The sequence below is a fragment of the Synechococcus sp. CB0101 genome (genome assembly GCF_000179235.2).
In the GTDB taxonomy this organism is placed as follows: Bacteria; Cyanobacteriota; Cyanobacteriia; order PCC-6307; family Cyanobiaceae; genus Vulcanococcus.
The window spans coordinates 1,869,437-1,887,441 of sequence record NZ_CP039373.1 but is presented as its reverse complement, the minus strand read 5'-3'; the positions used below and the strand labels follow the sequence as shown (position 1 = coordinate 1,887,441).

General features: G+C 58.3%; 21 protein-coding genes, 1 tRNA gene and 1 pseudogene. 9 read left to right on the top strand and 14 right to left on the bottom strand.

From position 1 onward, the window contains the following. Positions 1-12: 12 nt before the first annotated feature. The 4 genes from CB0101_RS10095 to CB0101_RS10080 form a co-directional block, all read right to left on the bottom strand. Positions 13-624 (bottom strand): bifunctional 4-hydroxy-2-oxoglutarate aldolase/2-dehydro-3-deoxy-phosphogluconate aldolase, encoded by a 612-nt coding sequence (locus tag CB0101_RS10095; protein ID WP_010311937.1) that lies wholly within the window; start codon positions 622-624, stop codon positions 13-15. Positions 625-634: 10 nt separating this feature from the next. Continuing rightward, positions 635-2,479 (bottom strand): ATP-dependent zinc metalloprotease FtsH3, encoded by a 1,845-nt coding sequence (ftsH3, locus tag CB0101_RS10090; RefSeq protein ID WP_010311939.1) that lies wholly within the window; start codon positions 2,477-2,479, stop codon positions 635-637. 37 nt (positions 2,480-2,516) lie between these two features. Continuing rightward, the gene (gene sat / locus CB0101_RS10085) at positions 2,517-3,683 is read right to left on the bottom strand and encodes a sulfate adenylyltransferase (RefSeq protein WP_010311942.1); all 1,167 of its coding nucleotides are present in this window, start codon (positions 3,681-3,683) and stop codon (positions 2,517-2,519) included. A gap of 156 nt (positions 3,684-3,839) precedes the next feature. Next, positions 3,840-4,661, bottom strand: a complete 822-nt coding sequence (locus CB0101_RS10080; protein ID WP_010311944.1) for a photosystem II manganese-stabilizing polypeptide — start codon at positions 4,659-4,661, stop codon at positions 3,840-3,842. 139 nt (positions 4,662-4,800) lie between these two features. On the opposite strand from CB0101_RS10080, the gene CB0101_RS10075 reads away from it, so the two are divergent. Beyond that, entirely contained in the window at positions 4,801-5,139 is a 339-nt protein-coding gene (locus CB0101_RS10075) for a hypothetical protein (RefSeq protein WP_010311946.1), read from the top strand. On the opposite strand, the gene coaBC is transcribed toward CB0101_RS10075, so the two are convergent. Continuing rightward, on the bottom strand, positions 5,136-6,389 hold the full coding sequence (gene coaBC / locus CB0101_RS10070) for a bifunctional phosphopantothenoylcysteine decarboxylase/phosphopantothenate--cysteine ligase CoaBC (RefSeq protein ID WP_010311948.1): 1,254 nt from the start codon (positions 6,387-6,389) through the stop codon (positions 5,136-5,138). The two genes, CB0101_RS10075 and coaBC, sit on opposite strands and share 4 nt — an antisense overlap. Continuing rightward, a complete protein-coding gene (locus CB0101_RS10065) occupies positions 6,379-6,594 on the bottom strand; it encodes a DUF2555 domain-containing protein (protein ID WP_010311950.1) in 216 nt (71 codons plus the stop codon). Before CB0101_RS10065 ends, coaBC begins: the two co-directional genes overlap by 11 nt. 78 nt (positions 6,595-6,672) lie before the next feature. Between CB0101_RS10065 and CB0101_RS10060 the strand changes: the two genes are divergently transcribed. From CB0101_RS10060 to CB0101_RS10045, 4 genes are all read left to right on the top strand, one after another. Continuing rightward, positions 6,673-6,745 (top strand) — tRNA-Ala (locus CB0101_RS10060). Positions 6,746-6,775: 30 nt separating this feature from the next. After that, the gene (locus tag CB0101_RS10055) at positions 6,776-6,937 is read left to right on the top strand and encodes a PCP reductase family protein (protein WP_010311953.1); all 162 of its coding nucleotides are present in this window, start codon (positions 6,776-6,778) and stop codon (positions 6,935-6,937) included. Positions 6,938-7,052: 115 nt separating this feature from the next. Further along, positions 7,053-7,250, top strand: coding sequence for a hypothetical protein (locus tag CB0101_RS10050; protein WP_010311955.1), 198 nt, complete (start codon positions 7,053-7,055; stop codon positions 7,248-7,250). 7 nt (positions 7,251-7,257) lie between these two features. Continuing rightward, the gene (locus tag CB0101_RS10045) at positions 7,258-7,605 is read left to right on the top strand and encodes a DUF565 domain-containing protein (RefSeq protein ID WP_010311958.1); all 348 of its coding nucleotides are present in this window, start codon (positions 7,258-7,260) and stop codon (positions 7,603-7,605) included. Between the two features lie 6 nt (positions 7,606-7,611). Here the strand turns inward: CB0101_RS10045 and CB0101_RS10040 are convergent, their stop codons facing one another. Together CB0101_RS10040 and CB0101_RS10035 are read right to left on the bottom strand one after the other, a co-directional pair. After that, a complete protein-coding gene (locus CB0101_RS10040; protein WP_010311959.1) occupies positions 7,612-8,622 on the bottom strand; it encodes an aspartate carbamoyltransferase catalytic subunit in 1,011 nt (336 codons plus the stop codon). Between the two features lie 26 nt (positions 8,623-8,648). Beyond that, a complete protein-coding gene (locus CB0101_RS10035) occupies positions 8,649-9,287 on the bottom strand; it encodes a DNA-3-methyladenine glycosylase (RefSeq protein ID WP_029553155.1) in 639 nt (212 codons plus the stop codon). A gap of 185 nt (positions 9,288-9,472) precedes the next feature. Between CB0101_RS10035 and CB0101_RS10030 the strand changes: the two genes are divergently transcribed. Further along, on the top strand, positions 9,473-10,324 hold the full coding sequence (locus tag CB0101_RS10030) for a hypothetical protein (protein WP_136644084.1): 852 nt from the start codon (positions 9,473-9,475) through the stop codon (positions 10,322-10,324). Here the strand turns inward: CB0101_RS10030 and CB0101_RS10025 are convergent. From CB0101_RS10025 to CB0101_RS15760, 3 genes are all read right to left on the bottom strand, one after another. Next, the gene (locus tag CB0101_RS10025; protein ID WP_010311965.1) at positions 10,287-11,372 is read right to left on the bottom strand and encodes a DNA cytosine methyltransferase; all 1,086 of its coding nucleotides are present in this window, start codon (positions 11,370-11,372) and stop codon (positions 10,287-10,289) included. The two genes, CB0101_RS10030 and CB0101_RS10025, sit on opposite strands and share 38 nt — an antisense overlap. Positions 11,373-11,708: 336 nt before the next feature. Further along, entirely contained in the window at positions 11,709-12,359 is a 651-nt protein-coding gene (locus tag CB0101_RS10020) for a hypothetical protein (protein WP_168187975.1), read from the bottom strand. A gap of 133 nt (positions 12,360-12,492) precedes the next feature. Beyond that, positions 12,493-12,627 (bottom strand): hypothetical protein, encoded by a 135-nt coding sequence (locus CB0101_RS15760; RefSeq protein WP_010311969.1) that lies wholly within the window; start codon positions 12,625-12,627, stop codon positions 12,493-12,495. Positions 12,628-13,228: 601 nt separating this feature from the next. On the opposite strand from CB0101_RS15760, the gene CB0101_RS10015 reads away from it, so the two are divergent. Beyond that, positions 13,229-13,855 carry a hypothetical protein gene (locus CB0101_RS10015; RefSeq protein ID WP_136644082.1) on the top strand — a complete coding sequence of 209 codons (627 nt, stop codon included), beginning with the start codon at positions 13,229-13,231 and terminating at the stop codon, positions 13,853-13,855. 79 nt (positions 13,856-13,934) lie between these two features. On the opposite strand, the gene CB0101_RS10010 is transcribed toward CB0101_RS10015, so the two are convergent. Next, positions 13,935-14,774, bottom strand: coding sequence for a site-specific integrase (locus CB0101_RS10010; protein WP_246833743.1), 840 nt, complete (start codon positions 14,772-14,774; stop codon positions 13,935-13,937). Between the two features lie 452 nt (positions 14,775-15,226). Then, positions 15,227-15,502: pseudogene (locus CB0101_RS10005) on the bottom strand (DNA-3-methyladenine glycosylase); the annotation flags it as partial. Positions 15,503-15,614: 112 nt separating this feature from the next. Here CB0101_RS10005 and CB0101_RS10000 point away from each other — a divergent pair. Both CB0101_RS10000 and CB0101_RS15410 read left to right on the top strand, forming a co-directional pair. Then, positions 15,615-16,355, top strand: a complete 741-nt coding sequence (locus CB0101_RS10000) for a hypothetical protein (RefSeq protein ID WP_136644081.1) — start codon at positions 15,615-15,617, stop codon at positions 16,353-16,355. Positions 16,356-16,414: 59 nt separating this feature from the next. Next, complete coding sequence (locus CB0101_RS15410; protein ID WP_010311976.1) at positions 16,415-16,582, top strand: hypothetical protein; 168 nt, start codon at positions 16,415-16,417, stop codon at positions 16,580-16,582. Positions 16,583-17,447: 865 nt separating this feature from the next. On the opposite strand, the gene CB0101_RS09995 is transcribed toward CB0101_RS15410, so the two are convergent. Beyond that, the gene (locus tag CB0101_RS09995; protein ID WP_136644080.1) at positions 17,448-17,933 is read right to left on the bottom strand and encodes a hypothetical protein; all 486 of its coding nucleotides are present in this window, start codon (positions 17,931-17,933) and stop codon (positions 17,448-17,450) included. Positions 17,934-18,005: the final 72 nt, after the last annotated feature.

The window sequence follows — 18,005 nt, the reverse complement described above, 5'->3', positions numbered from 1 at the left end:
ACATCGTCTATCTCAGGAGTAGCACTTTGATCTCAGGTTGACAACAAGCTGGCTCAGGGCTGGATCGAGCTGGGCGCCATCAAACAGGCAGCTCCCCAGCGCCAGGGCATCCACACCGGCGGCATACCAAGCGCTGGCATCACCAGGCGCGAGGCCTCCGGCTGCAATACAAAAGGGCAATGGCCGCAACGGCCCCGCCAGGGAGCGCCAATAGCCAGGTCCAAGGCTCACAGCCGGATAGAGCTTCACCGCCGGTGCGCCCCAACGCACTGCCGCGGCGATTTCGGTGGGACTGAAAACACCGGGCACCAGGGTGATCGCCGCCGCCGCCGCTTGGTCCAGCAGGGCACGATCGAGGATCGGCGACACCACGTAGCCAAGGCCGGCCTGCAGAGCCGCCTCCAGGCCAGCCGAGCAGCGCACGGATGCTGCTCCCAAGCGCAGCTCGGGGAAGTTGCTCACCAACTCGCGCGCCATCGCCACCCACGCCGGCGTGGGATCCACCGCCAACTCCGCATGGCAAAGGCCCGCCTGGTGCAGCTGCTGGAGCTGCAGGCGAGCCTGTTGGAGGGATTGAGGCCTAAGCACCGCCAGCAACGGCTGGCGGCGGAGGCCACTGATCAAGCCGGAGGGATCAGACGTACTCAGCCACCCGCACGTCGCTGCGAATCAGCAGCTCCTGCAGGTCCTCCGCGTCCACGGTTTCCCGCTCCACGAGCATCTCGGCGAGCTCATCCAGCACCACACGGTTGCCGTTGAGCACCGCCGTGGCGCGCTTGTAGGCCTCAGCCACCAGTTGGCTCACCTCTTCGTCGATCGCTGCGGCGGTGTCTTCAGAGAAGTCACGCTCAGCGGCAATGTCGCGGCCGAGGAACATGCCGCCCTGGCTGCGGCCGAGGGCCACAGGACCGAGGCGATCGCTCATGCCGAAGCGGGTCACCATCTGGCGAGCCACACGGGCCACCTGCTGCAGGTCGTTGGAGGCACCGGTGGTCACCTCGTCTTCGCCGTAGACGATCTCCTCAGCAACGCGGCCGCCGAGGGCAACCGCCATCTGGTTCTGGAGATAGGCGCGTGAGTAAAGGCCCGATTCCATCCGCTCTTCACTGGGGGTGAAGAAGGTGAGGCCGCCGGCGTTGCCGCGGGGAATGATCGAGATCTTCTGCACCGGGTCGTAGTCGGGCATCAGCGCGCCCACCAGGGCGTGGCCTGCCTCGTGGTAGGCCACCAAGCGCTTGCGCTTCTCGCTCATCACGCGGTCCTTCTTCTCAGGACCAGCCATCACGCGCTCAATCGCGTCGTTCACCTCATCCATGGAGATTTCGGTGAGCTCGCGGCGCGCGGCGAGAATCGCGGCCTCGTTGAGCAGGTTGGCGAGGTCAGCGCCGGTGTAACCGGGGGTACGGCGAGCGATCTTGTCGAGGTCGACGTCCTTGGCGAGGGTTTTGCCGCGGGCGTGCACGCCGAGGATTTGGAGGCGACCGGCGTAGTCGGGGCGATCCACCACCACCTGGCGATCGAAACGACCGGGACGCATCAGCGCCGCATCGAGCACGTCGGGGCGGTTGGTGGCCGCCACGATGATGATGCCGGTGTTGCCCTCAAAGCCGTCCATCTCCGTGAGGAGCTGGTTAAGGGTCTGCTCGCGCTCGTCGTTGCCGCCGCCGAGGCCGGCTCCGCGCTGACGACCCACCGCATCGATCTCGTCGATGAAGACGATGCAGGGCGCATTCTTTTTGGCCTGCTCGAACAGGTCGCGCACGCGGCTGGCACCCACGCCCACGAACATCTCTACGAACTCCGAGCCAGAGATCGAGAAGAAGGGAACGCCAGCCTCACCAGCCACGGCCTTGGCGAGCAGGGTTTTACCGGTACCCGGAGGGCCCACGAGCAGCACACCCTTGGGGATCTTGGCGCCGACGGCGGTGAAGCGATCGGGGTTCTTGAGGAAGTCGACGACTTCCGTGAGCTCGAGCTTGGCGCCCTCGATGCCGGCTACATCACCAAAGGTGACCTGGGTTTGGGGCTCCATTTGCACCCGCGCCTTGCTCTTGCCGAAGTTCATGGCGGGGTTGCCGCCGCCGCCCTGGGCGCGGCGCAGCAGGAAGAACAGGCCGCCCAGCAGCAGCAAGGGGAAGATCAGCGAACCGATCGCCTGCTGCCAAGGCTGCGCCTGACGGGAGGGCTCAACGGCAATGTCGACCTTGTGGTCTTCCAGCAGCTTGAGCAGGTCTTTGTCGGGGGCGAGATTCACCACGGCGCGCTGGCCGTTGTTCTCCACCACCTGGGCGGTGCCGCGATCGGGTGCGATCAGCACCCGCGACACCTCATTGCCCTCAACGGCCTCCACGAAGTCGCTGTAGCGGAGGGTGCGCGGCGCGTTCGCCGGATCAGGACGGTCGAGGAAGGCCGTACCCACGGCGATCACCACCACGGCCAGGAGCACGTAGAGGCCTGCATTACGCCAGCGCTTCTTCACTTGGATCTCCGCTGTGATTAAGGAATGTTAACCGCCCTCAGGCAGCCGACCGCAGAACCTCGACCACGCTACGGAAGGCGAACCACTCAGGGATCTCCTCGCCGCTGCGCAGCATCTTGCGGAACTGGGTGCCGCTCAGCTTCTTCACATGCAAGCCGCGGGCATCGGCGTGCTCGGCGGTCACGTAGCCCTCCTCCTCGGTGTACACGAGATTGAGCGAGGGCACGGTCTCCATGCCGAGCTCGGGGGCGTTGTCACGGGCGAAGTCTTGGGCCTGGTAGGGGCCGTAGAAGTCGTCGCCACTGATCGACGACTTACAGCCCGCCATGTCGCGGCCAATGATGAAGTGGGTACAGCCGTAGTTCTTGCGGATGATCATGTGCTGCAGGGCCTCACGGGGGCCAGCCATGTGCATCGAGTAGGGCAGGTAGGCCCAGCGGATGCGGGGATTGTTCACCTCAGCGGCCAGGCGCTCATAGGTCTGGAAGCGCACTTCGCCGGAGATGTCGTCGTCCTGGGTGGGGCCGCAGGTGGGATGCACCAGCACCACGCCCTGATCGCTCACGTTGCTGGCATCGAGCGCACGGGTGAACAGCTCGTAGTGGGCGCGGTGGATGGGGTTGCGGCACTGGAACGCCACCACGTCCTGGCCCTCGGGCAGGTTGGCGCGCACTTCAGCCGGCGTTTTGCAGGGGAAGACGCGCTTCGGAAGCTCCAGGCCCTGGATGGCACCGCCGAGGTAATAACGACCGCGCTCGGTGGCGATCATCTTCACGGCGGGATGCTCGAGTGAGGAGGTGCCGTAGCAACCCACGGCCTCGCGCGCTTTATCGGGCTCCCACTTGCTCTCCACGGTCATCACCGCCAGCTCCTGGCCGCGGTAGGTGAGCAGCAGCTTGTGGCCCACCGAGATGTCGTCGCGTTGGGTGTCCATCACGATCGGCAGGCCGAACAGCAGCCCGCTGGTGGTGCGGTTGGTCTCCACCACCGACTGGTAATCCTCCTGGTGCATGAAGCCGCGCAGGGGCGAGAAGCCGCCCACCATCAGCAGCTCCACGTCGCAGGCGTTGCGGTCGGAGCACTCCACCACGTGATCCACACCAGCCTTGGCCGCGTCGCGCTGCTCGGCCGGAACCCGCAGATCCACCAGGCTGCCGCCGTGGGGTGCAATTAGGCCCTTGGAGGAGGCGACGGTGCTCGTCATGACGGCAGGGGGTTCATCGTTGCGGACGATTCTCCCAGAGCAAGGCCTCGCCGCTCACATCCCCCACGCTCCAGGCCGTCAAGGCATGAAAAAAGGGGCCCCGGAAGGCCCCTCGTGATGTCAGAGAGCGATGCGAGATCACGCTGAGCGTGGGGATCAGGCCTTCTCCAGACGGCCGTAGAGCTGACCGGTGATCTTCACATCGAGGGGATCGTGGCTACCCATGTCGGTATCGGAGGGCTGCACGGCGGTGAACACGCCGGCGAATTCACCGGTGGAAGCATCCACCTTGGTGATGGAGAGATTCATCTCGCCAGTGCCGTCGATGTAGCGCTTGCTGTTCTCGCGGGCGAGCTCGTCGTCTTGACCATTGAGAGCCACCAGACCTTGGGCGTACTGCACGCCGGTGGTAAGGGCACGGCCCTTGGGATCCAGGAAGTTGGAGGTGCGGTAGCTGGGAACGCGGTAGCTGCCGTTCAGATCGGTGCTGGTGGTGATCGCCGCGCCGTCAGCGGTGGCGTCGAGCTCCTTGCTGGAGAAGGTGAAGGGCACCTCCTCACCGCCGGGCAGCAGCACGGTCACGATCTGGAAGTCGATACCGCCCTGCTCTTTGAAGTTGATGCCATTGCCGACCACTGCCAGGTCGCCATACACCTGGTCGAGGCTGGTGGTGAAGCGAGTCAGGATCTTGGTGGGCTGGAACTCAGCTTCCACGCGCTTGTTGGCGGGTTCACCCTTCACATAAACCTCAGAGGGGTGCATGCAGATCTCACGCAGCTGATACTTCGCACCCGCATCCAGGCTGATCGAACCGCGAGCCGAATCCGGCAGGGTCGGGCAGTCGTTGGCCAGACCGGTGTTGTGGATGTCGTCGTAGGTGAGGTTGGCCCGATCAACAGCCTTGGCGCCGCCACTGCAGGCGGTCACAAGGGTGAGGCAGAGCGCCAGCACAAGGGCCAGCAGAGGACGGAAACGCATGGGGAGAAGCCGGTCTGACAGGGGAAAACCTCTGGATGGGGTGCGCCCGCTGCGGATACTACCGGTGCAAAAAGCCCATTCCGCGTACCATGTCGCGGCTCTCAACAACCTGTATGCGAGAGCCGCAGATCCCGACCGAATGAACGAAGGCAGTACCACCGATTCCACCCGCAGCCTGGCGGCCGGCGACTGGGAGGCCCGCCTCAGCGCCGAGCTTCTGAGCCTGCAGGCCCTGGCGGATGAAGTGGATGGCGAGCCCGAAGCCCTGCTGTTGCTGCTGCGCCGCCTGGAGGAGTTGCACCGCTCGATTCAAGACGGCCCCTTCCGGGCCAGCCTTCCGGCTGATCGCGGTGCCCTGTTCAACCTTTTGCAGGGCATGGAGAAGAGCGGTGGCTGGCCCTACATCCCCAGGCTGCAGCTGCGCACCTTCATGGACCTCCTGCAGAACGGCGACTCCGGCCCCGCCCTGGCGGCTTAAAGCGCAGCCCCCAAAGCGGTGATCAACCGGTGGGCCAGGGCCAATTTGCCCATCGGCTCCAGCCGCTCCACGGCATCACCAGGCCCCAATAGCCAGCCCTGGTTGGTGGAGCTGCCAAACCCGGCATCGGGCTGATCGATCGGATTGGCAAACAACAGATCGCAACCTTTGCGGGCGAACTTCGCCTGGGCCTGCGGCAGCACATCCCCGCTGTGGGCGGCGAAGCCCAGAATCCGCTGGCCCGTTGGCCGCCGGCTCACCAGCTCCACCAGAAGGTCCGGAACAGGCTCCCAAGGCCCACACATCGCCGCGTCCAGCTCGGCTTTTGTGGGCTTGTAGCTGAGCGTGCGCGCCGGCCGATGGTCGGCCACCGCCGCCGCCATGGCAATGGCATCGGCCTGGGGCTGGAGCTGTTCAAGCGCCCGCTGCAACTGAGCACCGGTATCGATCGGATGGAGGTTGAGGCCCTCCAACCAGGAGGGGTCCAGCTGGAGCGCGCCATGCACCAGATCCACCTCAGCACCACGAAGCCGCGCCGCCTGGGCCAGCAGCACTCCCATCCGGCCTGTACTGGGATTGCTGATGCAGCGGGCTGGGTCAAACCATTCCCGCGTGGGGCCGGCGCTCACCAGCAAGCGGCGCCCCTGCCAATCGCGCTGCCAGCCCCAGCTGGCCAGGCTTTCCAGGGCCAACACCAAGAGCTCAGGGTCTGCCATCCGCCCCGAGCCCTGGCGATCACAGGCCAGCAGCCCCTCTGCAGGCCCCAGGGGCAGCACACGCTCATAGCGCTGCAGCTGTTGCCAGTTGGCGGCCACGGCGGGTGCCCCCCACATGGCGGTGTTCATCGCCGCGGCGGCCAGCACCGGCGCCTCCGTGGCCAACAAGGTGGAGGCGAGCAAGGTGTCGCCGAGCCCATGCACCCAGCGCCCCAACGTGGTGGCACTGAGCGGCGCCAACAGCACCAGCTCAGCCCATTCCGCCAGCTCCACGTGCAGCGGGCGCGGCGCCGTGTGACACCATTGATCGGCATCGAGGTAACAGCGCTCGCGGCTGAGACTGGCCAGGGCCACAGGGCTCACCAACTGGGCCGCACTGGGAGTGACGACGCAGCGCACCTGAGCACCCCGTTTGGCCAGGGCACTCACCACCAACGGCAGCTTCACCGCAGCGATGCTGCCGCTGATGCCGACCAGAATGCGCCGGCCCGCCAGCGGATCCAGAGCGGCGCCCTCCGGCTGCTCAATCCTCATCGAAGGGTTCCTGGTCCACCAGGTGCACGTAGGGCCGCGCCAGCTCAGGCCGATGGATGGCGACGGCGCGCAGCAGGTGCCAATCCTGCAAACCACCAAACGGATTGGGGTAGTCGTCGTCTTCCAGACGGCGAGCCAGCGCCGCCACCGACTCCTCATCCAGCGAGGCGATCAACTCAGGCGTGATGGCGGCGGACTGGGGCATGGGAGGAGAGACACCGGGCGACAACGCCACCAGCAAAGACTGATAAGTTCTCGCCGGTGCCCAACCAGGGGCCCATCCGGGGAATTAGCTCAGCTGGTAGAGCGCTGCGATCGCACCGCAGAGGTCAGGGGTTCGAGTCCCCTATTCTCCATCCACCTGATTGGGCCCTGCTGCGGCAGCCATGAACTGGAACCCTGAAGCCGAAGCCAAGCTCAAGGAGATTCCGTTTTTTGTCCGCCCGGCCGTGCGCAAGCGCATCGAATCCCTGGCGAGAGAGGCCGGCCGCGACGCGATCGACTTAGCCTTTTATGAAGAGGCGAAAGCCCAATTCGGCCAAAAGTGAGCCCTGGCGGCCCCTTGCCTGAGGGCTGTGGGATTCGTGAGGCTGACCATGGCCCAGTCTCTGCTAGAGGGCGATGCGGTAAAAGGGACAGATCAGTCCGTCCCCGGTCGAACGCATGTCGCAGTCGAAGCGCGAGCAGGTGGTGAGCCACCTGCGTTACATCCGCCAGGAGCTGCGTGAGATGCACCAGGGCGTGATGGACGACGGCCTGCTGCCCGAGGCCGGCGAAGTGCGCGGTGTGATGGCCCAGATGGAAGCGCTGCTGGAGTTGCTGGAAGGCAAGGGATCCCGTAAGAAAGACGCCGACAGCTGAGCGCTGATTGAGCAGCTCCCGCCCACTGCAGCGCACCCGGCTTCAACAGAGCCTCGGTGGTGCCTGGCCACGGCTGGAGCAGTGGGCCCGTAATCCCTGGCGGCGGCTTTCCGTGCTGTTGATCGTGCTGCTTAGCACGTTTTTCCTCGGCAATGCCGTGAGCACCATCATTGGTGCACGCGCTTTCCTGGATCCCCCAGCCGCGCTGATCTGCGTGGTGCTGCTGGAACTGGCCATCCGAGCCCGCAAGCCCCTGCTCCGCCGCGGCGGCGACCGCCTGGGGCTGGAACTGCTCGACATGAGCCGAATCGGCTTTTGCTACGGGCTACTGCTGGAGGGATTCAAGCTGCTCTAAGCGCGATCAGCTCGCCGCCATCAGATAGAGCAGCGCCATCCGCACAGCGATGCCATTGGTGACCTGTTGGTCCACGAGTGAGCGTTGGAGATCGTCGAGCAGGGCACCGCTCATCTCCACCCCCCGGTTCACAGGGCCGGGATGCAGCACCGGAGTGGTAGCGCCGCAGGCCTCCAGGCGTGCGTGCGTGAGGCCATAGGCGCGGTGATAGCTCTCGAGGCTGGTGAGCAGGTTCTGGTTCATGCGCTCCTGCTGGAGACGCAAGGTCATGACCGCGTCGGCACCTTGCAGCGCTCGATCGAAATCCCGCTCCACCCGAATGGCTGATCGCCGGGCCACTGGATCGCTGGCCTGCCCCGGTGGCGGCGCTGCCACGAACTGACCAAAGGCATCGGGCAGCAGTGTGGGCGGGCCGCACAGCACCACCTCCGCACCGCAAGCCGTGAGCGCCCAGAGGTTGGAGCGCGCCACGCGGGAATGGAGGATGTCGCCCACGATCACGATGCGGCGGCCGCGCAGGGCTTCCGGGGTTGGGGCCTCCGGGTTGAACTGACGCGCCAGGGTGAACAAATCGAGCAGACCCTGGCTGGGATGGCTGTGCAGGCCATCGCCGCCATTGAGTACCGCCACCCGCTCACCGCTGGCATCCAGATCGCGGGCCAGGCAGGCCGGCACAGCGGTGCAGCGGTGCCGCACCACCAGCAGATCGGCACCCATAGCCACATAGGTGCGCACCGTATCGAGCAGGCTTTCGCCCTTGCTCAACGAGCTCGACGAGGGCGAGAAGCTCTGCACATCAGCAGAGAGCCGCTTGGCCGCCAGCTCAAAGCTGCTGCGGGTGCGGGTGCTGGGCTCAAAAAACAGGGTGGTGACCAGCCGGCCCTGCAACGCCGGCAGCTTGCGCGCACCGGAGCTCGGCATCACGCGAAAGCGCTGCGCCAACTCCAACACCGTGGCGTAATCATCGAGCGAGAAGGCCGCCAGATCCAACACATGGCGGTGAGTCCAGTCGCTCAAGGTGGGCCGCAGGAGTCTTCTTCAGGCTAGAAGCCCATCGGCAGCGCGGCCACGCGCAGAGCGTCAGCCGGCGCCGGTGAGCGATCGCCCCGGGCCCGTTTGCTCACGCTGCGGCTTGACCGCAGATACCAACGCCACGGCAGGTCTTGCCCCTGCGTGATGCCGATGCGGGTGGTCTGCACCAGGCTGTCAGGCCCCCAGGCGGCGAGAGCTGCAGGTTTCGGCGCCAGCCACAGCCCTTCGGCCGGATCCACAGGGCGCCTGTCGTGGCTGCGATCGATGGCAAATCGCCGCGCCAACAAAGCCGGTCCGGCAGCCACCCGCTCGGGCTCATCCGGCAGCGCCACGGCACGCAGCAACACACCATTGGCCCACTCGGCCCGGTGCGTCACCACATTCACGCAGTGGTGAATGCCGTAGCTCACATACACATAGAAACGCCCAGGCTCACCAAAGAGCGTTTCGTTGCTTGGTGAGCGGCGGCGGTAGCCGTGGCAAGCAGGCTCCTCCTGCGAATACGCCTCTGTTTCCACAATCACGCCCCACAGCAACGCGCCATCGGGTTGGCGTTTCACCAGAAGGCAGCCAATGAGGTCAGGGGCAACCTGCTCGGCGGGGCGGCAGAAGAAGCTGCGGGGGAGAGCTGGGAAGACTTCTATGGCTATGGGAGTGGCTTGGGCGAGGTTGGGCGGAGGCTATTGAGAAAGAGCGGTTTTATGCGGTATTGGCATAGGGAAACGGACCAGGGCAGCAATCCAACAAGAAATCGTTAGGCAGGCCGCAACCGCTGGAGAGACCATGGCCCGAGACACGATTGAGAGCTACAAAGCATGAAGACGAGCAATCGCACTTGGACCTCCAATCGGCAATTAAAGCCATAGACACCCACATCAAAGAGGCAAATCACCAGGAAGCGCTCTCCGCGATAACGAGGACAGCAAACGAGTGCCACAGCAAGGCCATCGAGGGCGCAACATTCAAAGAATGCAGATACAGCAATAAGAAGTATCTGCTAATAGACAACCGAGGCGAAACGAGCAGGCCTATCAATATTGAGATTTGGGACCCAAGGCACCAATCACCAGCCGCATGGCCACAAAATAAATCTGGGCTGGAGAGCGCTGAGTCAGCAAACGCGTCAATCTACTCGCTCGCAACCTCCGCCGCAATCTTTATTGATATATACTCGCCATCAAGCAGGAAGACACCTGGCACATTCTTCGAGAGAGTCATAAGAGTATTCATCGGCGAAAAGCTGGGCCCAGAATTTGCATACGGGTCATTCGTCCCAACGAGCGCTGGCATCAAAGTCTCGACCGATATCTCAATCACCAACCAGGCGAGGACAACTGGACTAGTGCTAGCAGCAAAAATAACGACAAGAGAAAGAATATCGCAAGTATTTACCCAACAAAGAATTCTCGATGTGCTCGAGCCGCAAAAATACACAAGCTGCCTAGTAGCACTAAGCGAAATGCAGCGCTCTGGCCAAGACAATGCCCGCGAAGTATGCACACCAGACCAGTGGATTCTCTATCAAATGTGCCTATCTCAAAATGTTACACATGCATTTTACGGAGACATACCATCTGGGCTAGGAAGGGTCACAAAAGGGGGGATATCATTATTGAGTCTCGACGGGCTAGAGGAGCACCTACAACGGTTTAAGCAGCAAGCGGAAGCTGCTCAAAATCAGGCATAACAGGTTGCGATTTGCCGTTTAGACAATCTGCGATTTGCTTCCCGACAGCCTCGGCGAGAGGCGGGGGGACAACATTGCCAATTTGATGCCTTACCTGATGACGATTCCCAGTAAGAATGAAGTTGTCTGGAAATCCCTGCAGTCGAGCGGCCTCCCTTGGGGTAAGCGCACGATTCTGCTCAGGATGACCATAACGCCCTCTAGTAAAACTATCAAATCCACCAGTAATGGTTGGGCACTGTCCGTCCCAAGATAAGCGGCCATAAACATCTGGCCAACCTCCACTTTTAATGTCAGCCGTCTTGTGACAATCCAGCCTTAAATCCCAAGGTATGTCTTGCCATCCTCCGCCCTGGGGGACATACGAAAATCTTTCGATATTGCGTTTAGTTATCTTAGTTTGGGCATGATTGAAGAAGTCAGGATGCTCGGAGCAGTCCGAAGGCGGGGGCGGCATGTCGCCAATAACATCCCTGACCGTTGCCCATTTCTGGACGGTGGGAGGCGGGGACAAAAATCGAAAGCCTATATCTCGCCTAATGCCAACAAGCATAAATCTGTGCCTTGTTTGCGCTAAACCAAAGTCTGCAGAGTTAAAGAAGTTTGGATACAGTCTGTATGCAGAAAGAGCCTCCTTCATTGCAGCCAGAAAGGCCAGACCCCTCTTTTGGCCAAATATAGCAACATTCTCAAAAAGAAAGGACTTTGGTTTTAACTCTTGGACCAGGCGCAGATATTCGAGCACAAGAAGATTTCGGTCATCTCCTAGATGAGCTCCTCGCCTCTGCTTTGAAAAACCCTGGCAAGGTGGCCCCCCGCTGAATAAATCTAAATCACCAACAGATAAGCCACATTGAGCCAGCAATTCAACAGAATCAACCTGGCGAGCATCTAGCTGAAAGCATTTACCATTGAGATTCAGATTATGAGTGACAACAGAAGGTGCATCATTATCAAAAGCATAAAGAAGCTGAAATCCTGCCCTCTCAAGGCCAAGTGACATGCCGCCAGGCCCTGAGAAGGATTCGATGCAAGTTAAATGTGCCATTTGCCCATCTTACTCACCAAGGCAAACTGCCGAAACCTCATGGAAGAGAATTAGCCCAATGAAACACCGCCAGGAGATTGAGTTGTAATTCAGCATATGCAGTATTCATGGCTACACTCACTAATCCAAAGGATTCAAGGTCTGCGGCTCTTTGACCTGCCCCCAGGACCTGCACATGCGGCAAGGCCTCCAAGGGGCACCAGATGGCCTCTCCCGACCTACTGAAGGACCCACGACGAATCTCCACATGCACCTCTGGACAGAAAAGAGTCATCTAGCTACCCAACAACGAGGTCATCGGGGAGAAGAATCAGGAAGAGAAAACGAAACGGAAAATCAGAAAGCCTGACTCATGGCCTTATCTTCGCGACAAGAAATAGAGTAGTCAGACAAAAAAGAGCTTGCCTCCTTGCCATTGATATTTCTTATGCGCTTACTACTAGAATACTCTGCGATTTTCAAAGCAGCCGAAGCATCGCTATATGCAGCTATCTGGACCAAAGGCTGGCACAAATAATCCTCGACATGACTCAAATAGAGCTCATAGCCGCCACAATTGCCATCACATCGCTCAAGACTAATGAAAATCGCCACTTTCAAGTCGCCCGACTTCTTATCAAGAAATCCCAGTCCTTTTTGCAACTCATCTCCATCATCCCATTGGAAACCAACGACACCCGAGCATTCAGATGATTGCGAAGGCGCGACAAAACGAAGTGGATACCCAATGCTACCCTCATAATATTCGCCTCCATACTCACACTCGTCGTCATTAAAAGGCCTGGCCAGAGAATGAAGAAGCCTAGAGAGTCTTTGGCCAACAAGGAGGCTTGACTCTTCTACAAGAGATAAAAATCTGTCGGGGGCGGAATCGCCCAAGCTCTCCCGAATATTCTCCAATTCAGGGTCGCCAGAATTCAAAAGCGTCGCAACAACAAGAAGCAGGATGCAATCACCTTCATTTGCTCCATAAGAATGCTCATCCAAATAAGAGTCATCAATTACATATTGGTCCATATCGCAAGATTCAAGAGTCAATATCTTACCAGATTATCAATGGTTTGACAAGCTATCAAGAAGCTGTAAGAAATAGATGATGTGACGAGGCTTATTACTGCCTTTAGCCCAACTTCAACCACTGCTCATGCAACGCCTCCAAGAAAAATGACTGCACATCACGCTGCCTGAGGCGCTTGAGGACCTGCTCCAGTTTCTTCTGCTCTTCTGCAGTCAGTTGAATGCGGTAGGTCTTCATGGGGCGACTGAGGGCGAGAAGAGTTGAGAGTGCTTTTCTCTGAGAAGATGCTTATAGAGTCCGCTCATATCCATTCCGTAGTATTCCATCAACTTTTTCTGCTGTGACATCAATACTGGATACTCTCTCCACTTAAAACTAATTTGCTGGACCTTGCTTCTGCAATACATATTTCCTGGTGATTTCTTGATTTGATTTTTAACTATTTATCATGAGTTTTCTGGGTGAATTCTGGCCTCTGATTCAATGCGGTCTTAAATGAATCGCGGATTGATATTTCTTTGGGTATTCTTTTGAAATTTGATGGATAAAGACCAGAAGTTTTTAGGGATAAATACTTGAGGACTCAAGCCAGCATCTATCGAGTTTCTTTTTGAATCTCTATTGAATATCAGCAGGGCATCAACCAGAAGAATCAACAGATACTTGATTGAAGCACCAACAAGGTTATTATATATGTTTTTAGGGTTTCTGTCAAGTCCCAACAGAAACCAGTGGCCACTACTTTCGTCAACCTTATACAAGGTTATTTATGCATTTGAGGATTTACACATTGGAGAATTCATGCTATAATCCTCAAAGAAAGAAAGCAGATATCGCCATGACATCAAGCCTGAGCATTTCAAGCATAGAAGAAAAGTATTTAAATCAAGTCAGTGGGTTGCTGCCGCACTTCAGCAGGCAACTCAATGCCTACCGTTTCCAGTGCCCTTATTGCCAGTTGAGCAGCAAAAACCATAGAGGTCGCACGGTGACTCCAAGTGGATGCAAGGGATTCTTCTACAGCAACGGTAATGCCCTAAACTTCAAGTGTCACCGCTGCGGGACTGGCAAGCAGTTTCACAACTTTTTAGAAGACCATTTCCCATCAGTCTTCCTGGAGTATGTGGCAGAGCGTGATGGGTTAGGACTGACAGGGAAGGGCACCAATGCACCCACCCTCTCCAATGCCGCTCAGAGGGTCTCTGGAAGGGTCACAGCAGCATTTGCTGGCGAGTTGGTGGAGTCGGGTAGTGGAATTGAGAAAACTGATTGCAAGGCTGCTGGAGATAGTGCTGCAACCAGCCAGAATCAAGTGATTTCAGGACCAATTCAACCAGCCATCACAAAACTCCCTCGCCTGACCCCACAGCAGCAGGCAGGGTGCTCTGCTCGACTGGCGCACAAGGTCAAGCAGCATCAGAAACTCAGACAGAGGGACCCTGCTGCTCCATATCTGCAGGACTGAGACCCTGGCCAGTGATGTGATGATGAGGCATTGAGATAGGATGCACCCACTTTTATAGATTAGAAGTAAGCATTCTTTTTCACGTTTCCATTTCAGGCCAAGTCGGCAACTTCACGCGGCCTGTTGGTTTGGCATAGGTCTTCAGCAGCATCTCAGTGGAGTGACCAGCAATCTGCGCCAGGTCTGCTGGTGAATTCCCCATCGCCAAAGCGTGACTGAGGAAGGAGTGACGTTGGGCATACAGCCGCCGTGGTTTCAGGCCGCACCGCTTCAAGGACCGATGCCACACACGACCCAGCAGGTGGTCGTAGACGTTGGTGTAGGTGTCAGGTGACAAGAAGACCAGACCCTCTCGCTGATACAAGCCCTGCTCCTGCATCTGGCATTGGTGGTCCAGCAGCGTCTCCATCACGGCATCACTCAGGGGCACGACACGCTCCTTGCCTGTCTTGGTCGTTGCCCAGACCACCTTGCCGCTGGAATACCCATCCCGTCTCAGGGACTTACAGACCAGCAGCTCCTTGTCGCTCCAGCGGATGCAATCCCACGTCAGGCCGCGAATCTCGGCATTCCGTAGCCCCGTGCTCATCCACAGCAGGAAGAGTGGGTAAAACCAGCTCTCGTGCTCCTTCATGTCCCTGAGCACCAGGCCAATCTCTTCAATGCTCAGCACGTCGCTTTGCACGGACCTCTGCTTGAGGGGCAGGCGGTAGGTGAATAGTTGGCGGTTGCTGGGGTTGGCGTTGCGGCACACCTGCAGAATCCCAGCAATGGTGCGGTTGGCCAGCGGCTTGGCCTGCATCCACCGCACAAAGTCCTCAACATCACTGCCGTTTCTGAGCGGCTTGCCGTATCCCTTGACCACCCTCAGGGCATGGATGCAGCGGGCGTTATGGGTGCTGTCGGCCAGTGCCTGCATCGCCTCCAGCAGTCCCACCTGCTGACCCTTCACCAGCGGGGTGTATCGCAGCAGGGAGCGGTCCAGCGTCCCCTCCTGGTAGTCGCTCCATATCTGGGCGCTAATCGCCTGTGCTCTCGCCACTGCCACAGGGTCATCCCAGCGCCCCAGACGGTTGATAAAGACATCACGGCCATCAAGGCGCACACGGACCTGCAGCGCCCCGTTGTTGCTCCTTAGCGATGGTGCTTTCCTCATGGGTCTGGTGCTCCGCTCAGACCTCTGGCTTATGGCCGACCCATTGCCGCGGCCAAGCCCCTTAACCCGTTTCGTAGCCCTATGTAGCCCTGGGCGTCACCTGGGAGAAAAAATCTGGGAAATTCTTGGGAAGCGGCTTGAGCATTGGCTTTTGACCCCGCCGAGTCGCTCAGAAATCAGGCCGCGGCAGATGTCCCTTGGAGTCAGGCCGCCTTCACGCAGTGGTGAATGCCATAGCTCACATAGACATAAAAACGCCCTGGCTCACCAAAGAGCGTTTCGTTGCTGGGGGTGCGGCGGCGATAGCCGTGGCAGGCGGGCTCCTCCTGCGAATACGCCTCCGTTTCCACAATCACGCCCCAGAGCAGCTCGCCTGAGGGCTGGCGCTTGACCAACAGGCAGCCGATGAGGTCAGGGGCAACCTGCTCGGCGGGGCGGCAGAAGAAGCTGCGGGGGAGAGCTGGGAAGTCTTGGGTGGTCGTGGTGGCTATGGGAGTGGCTTGGGCGGGGGTGGGTGGAGATTATTGGGAGGGAGCGGGATTATGCAGAAATAACATAATCAGACAGGGTGCTAGGCTCTAGATTTACAAAAAGGATAAGGATATGAGCAAAAAGAAAAGAGGTGGCGCCAAGAGACCTACCAAGAACAATGGCAGCAAGGTAGCCAGTGGGGCACTCTATTCACAGGAAGGGAATATTCTCTTCCATGATGCGGATGGATACGACTTCCCAAAGGCATTTCAATGGATCAATAAGACTGATACGGTCTATGGAATAACTGGATCTGACCCATACAATCCTGGGAATCGAACCATTGCCGACATATACGGCGCTGAGACGGGGAATCTTCCACAGAATCTGTCAATGCCATACTCCTTGCAGTGGGAGTATGAATTCTCGCCTTCAACAATAGTTCTCACACTTGGCGGAAATGATTCTGACAACATATCTGAGCAACCCCTTATCAGGGATGTGATCACTGGGTCTTTTACCTACAAAAACGGCACTGTCGCTGGTCAGATCAGCAAAGTTGCTTCAGCACAATACGAGAATCAATACAATACTGTGATCAGCGGCGGATCGAGCCAAACATCTCTAGTTCCAGTTGAAGAAATTTCGATTTGGAGCGCCAGTTCGCCTGTGTCATTCTCAGGATTACGCTCTCTTGGTCAAGTTCTGGGAAGGAGATTCCAGAGCTCCCTCAACCCCGTCTCCGCACTTGCGAAAGTTGCAGACTATTCCAGTTCAGATGGCGGCGATCGTTCCGTTGTGGATCAGAATGGGTTTGGTGCATTAATAGCGAGTGGATGGAATAACAATCCATTTGCAACCAACCTCACATAGAGTGAGGTGCAAAACAATGGTCATCTTTGAGTTCCCACAATATTGATTACAGGATATCGATGACCATCAATATTGAATGGCAAGACCAGTTCGGTCGTTGGCATCACTACCAGACCAAGCAGAACCAAGCGGATGCCTATCGGGTTGCTCAGCGTCGCGCGGAATCCACTGGGAAGCGCCATCGCCTGGTGGATAGCGATGGGCGCTTAATGGATCTGATCGGTTAAGCAGTTGAACTGCTGAGGATTTCTGTGTAGATAAAACGCTTTAACGCCGTCTTGGCACGATACTTCCACCGATAGTCGCTGGGAGTGGTTCCCATAGCGAATGAGAGTTCACTAGACGGATACTTGCCTTTGATCTTGAGGTGACCGCGATTGTTAATCGTGATCACCTCTTCATCAATGGTGCAAGGGAGAAGAGTATTTACTACTTCCGAGAGAAATTCTTTGACTTCTTTGTTAATGTCTAGGCGTCGACTTTGCTAAAATCGGTAAAATCGATGATGTCTACCTGGTTATCATAACCAGACTTGCCGAGAAACTCGCAGGGATTCTCAATGCTGGCAGGAAGAGTAATCACGCAGTGGTCGCTCTGCTCAGCCCACTCGATGTTTCCATTATCATCAAGGGAGATTGGAACGTGATAGGTAAGTTGGTATTCCCACTTAATAAGATTGTCAGATGTAGTCATAGTGCCTCCAGGGCGTAAGTGTGTATGCGCTCTAAACCTGAGCCGGTAAAGGGTTATTTCGACGGTTTTTCGTCTAACAAGACAACGGATTCTCCCTGTGCTTGGTTGCCGGAGTCGTTGTCGCTTGTGAGGTAAGTATACGATGGTCGCCCTCCTCTGTCAACCCCCTGCGGGTAAATCTGTTGAGACACAAGGCGCTGCGGTGGATCTGAATAATGCCACTCGATCACTACAGGGATCTGCCCGTCTCGTTCTGGTCTCGCGCAAGACCTCAGTAGCAACAGTGCCTCTGTCGACTTGTTCTTTATAGCAAACTTATGCCAAGATTCTGATGCCCCCATCAGTGCGAATATATCTACTCCTTCGGGCGCTCACGATGAGTGAGCGACCACACTCGCCTCAGTCAATATCGTGATAGTTGCCCTGAGAGTCTGTATATCCCCTGAATCTTCGCCCTTTTGATGGGTTGTAGCGTCTGGCGTAATCAATCCTGTTTGTCTCCCCGCGAGCATTGGTGAAGGTCTTGCCATCACGACTGACCCCGAACTGCTTCTTGGGTGCTGTTGCCGTTGATCCACCAGATGAACCAGCGGCACCCGACTGCTTCCCACGCTCTGCTTTGAACTTCACCTCATCCCACTTCAACCCGTGGGATTTCCTCAGTTCGTTTGCTCTGATCTTCGCCGCCTCAAACCCCTGAATGCCCCTGGCGAGCACAGCATTGGTGTCAGTGCGGAAGATGTAGAAGGAGTGTTCTTCCTCGATCGCCAGAGGGGCATCAGCGATCTGGAGGGCACTGGGCAGGGTCTCGCGCTTCCGCGCCTTCTTGATTGCCACCAGCACCCGCTTTGCCGCTGCCTGCTTCTTGAGGAACTCCTCCACCATCAGTTCACGGTGAGTCATGACGCCCCCTTGTTGCGACCAGCAGGCGTTTTGGCGTATTCCTCACGAATCAGA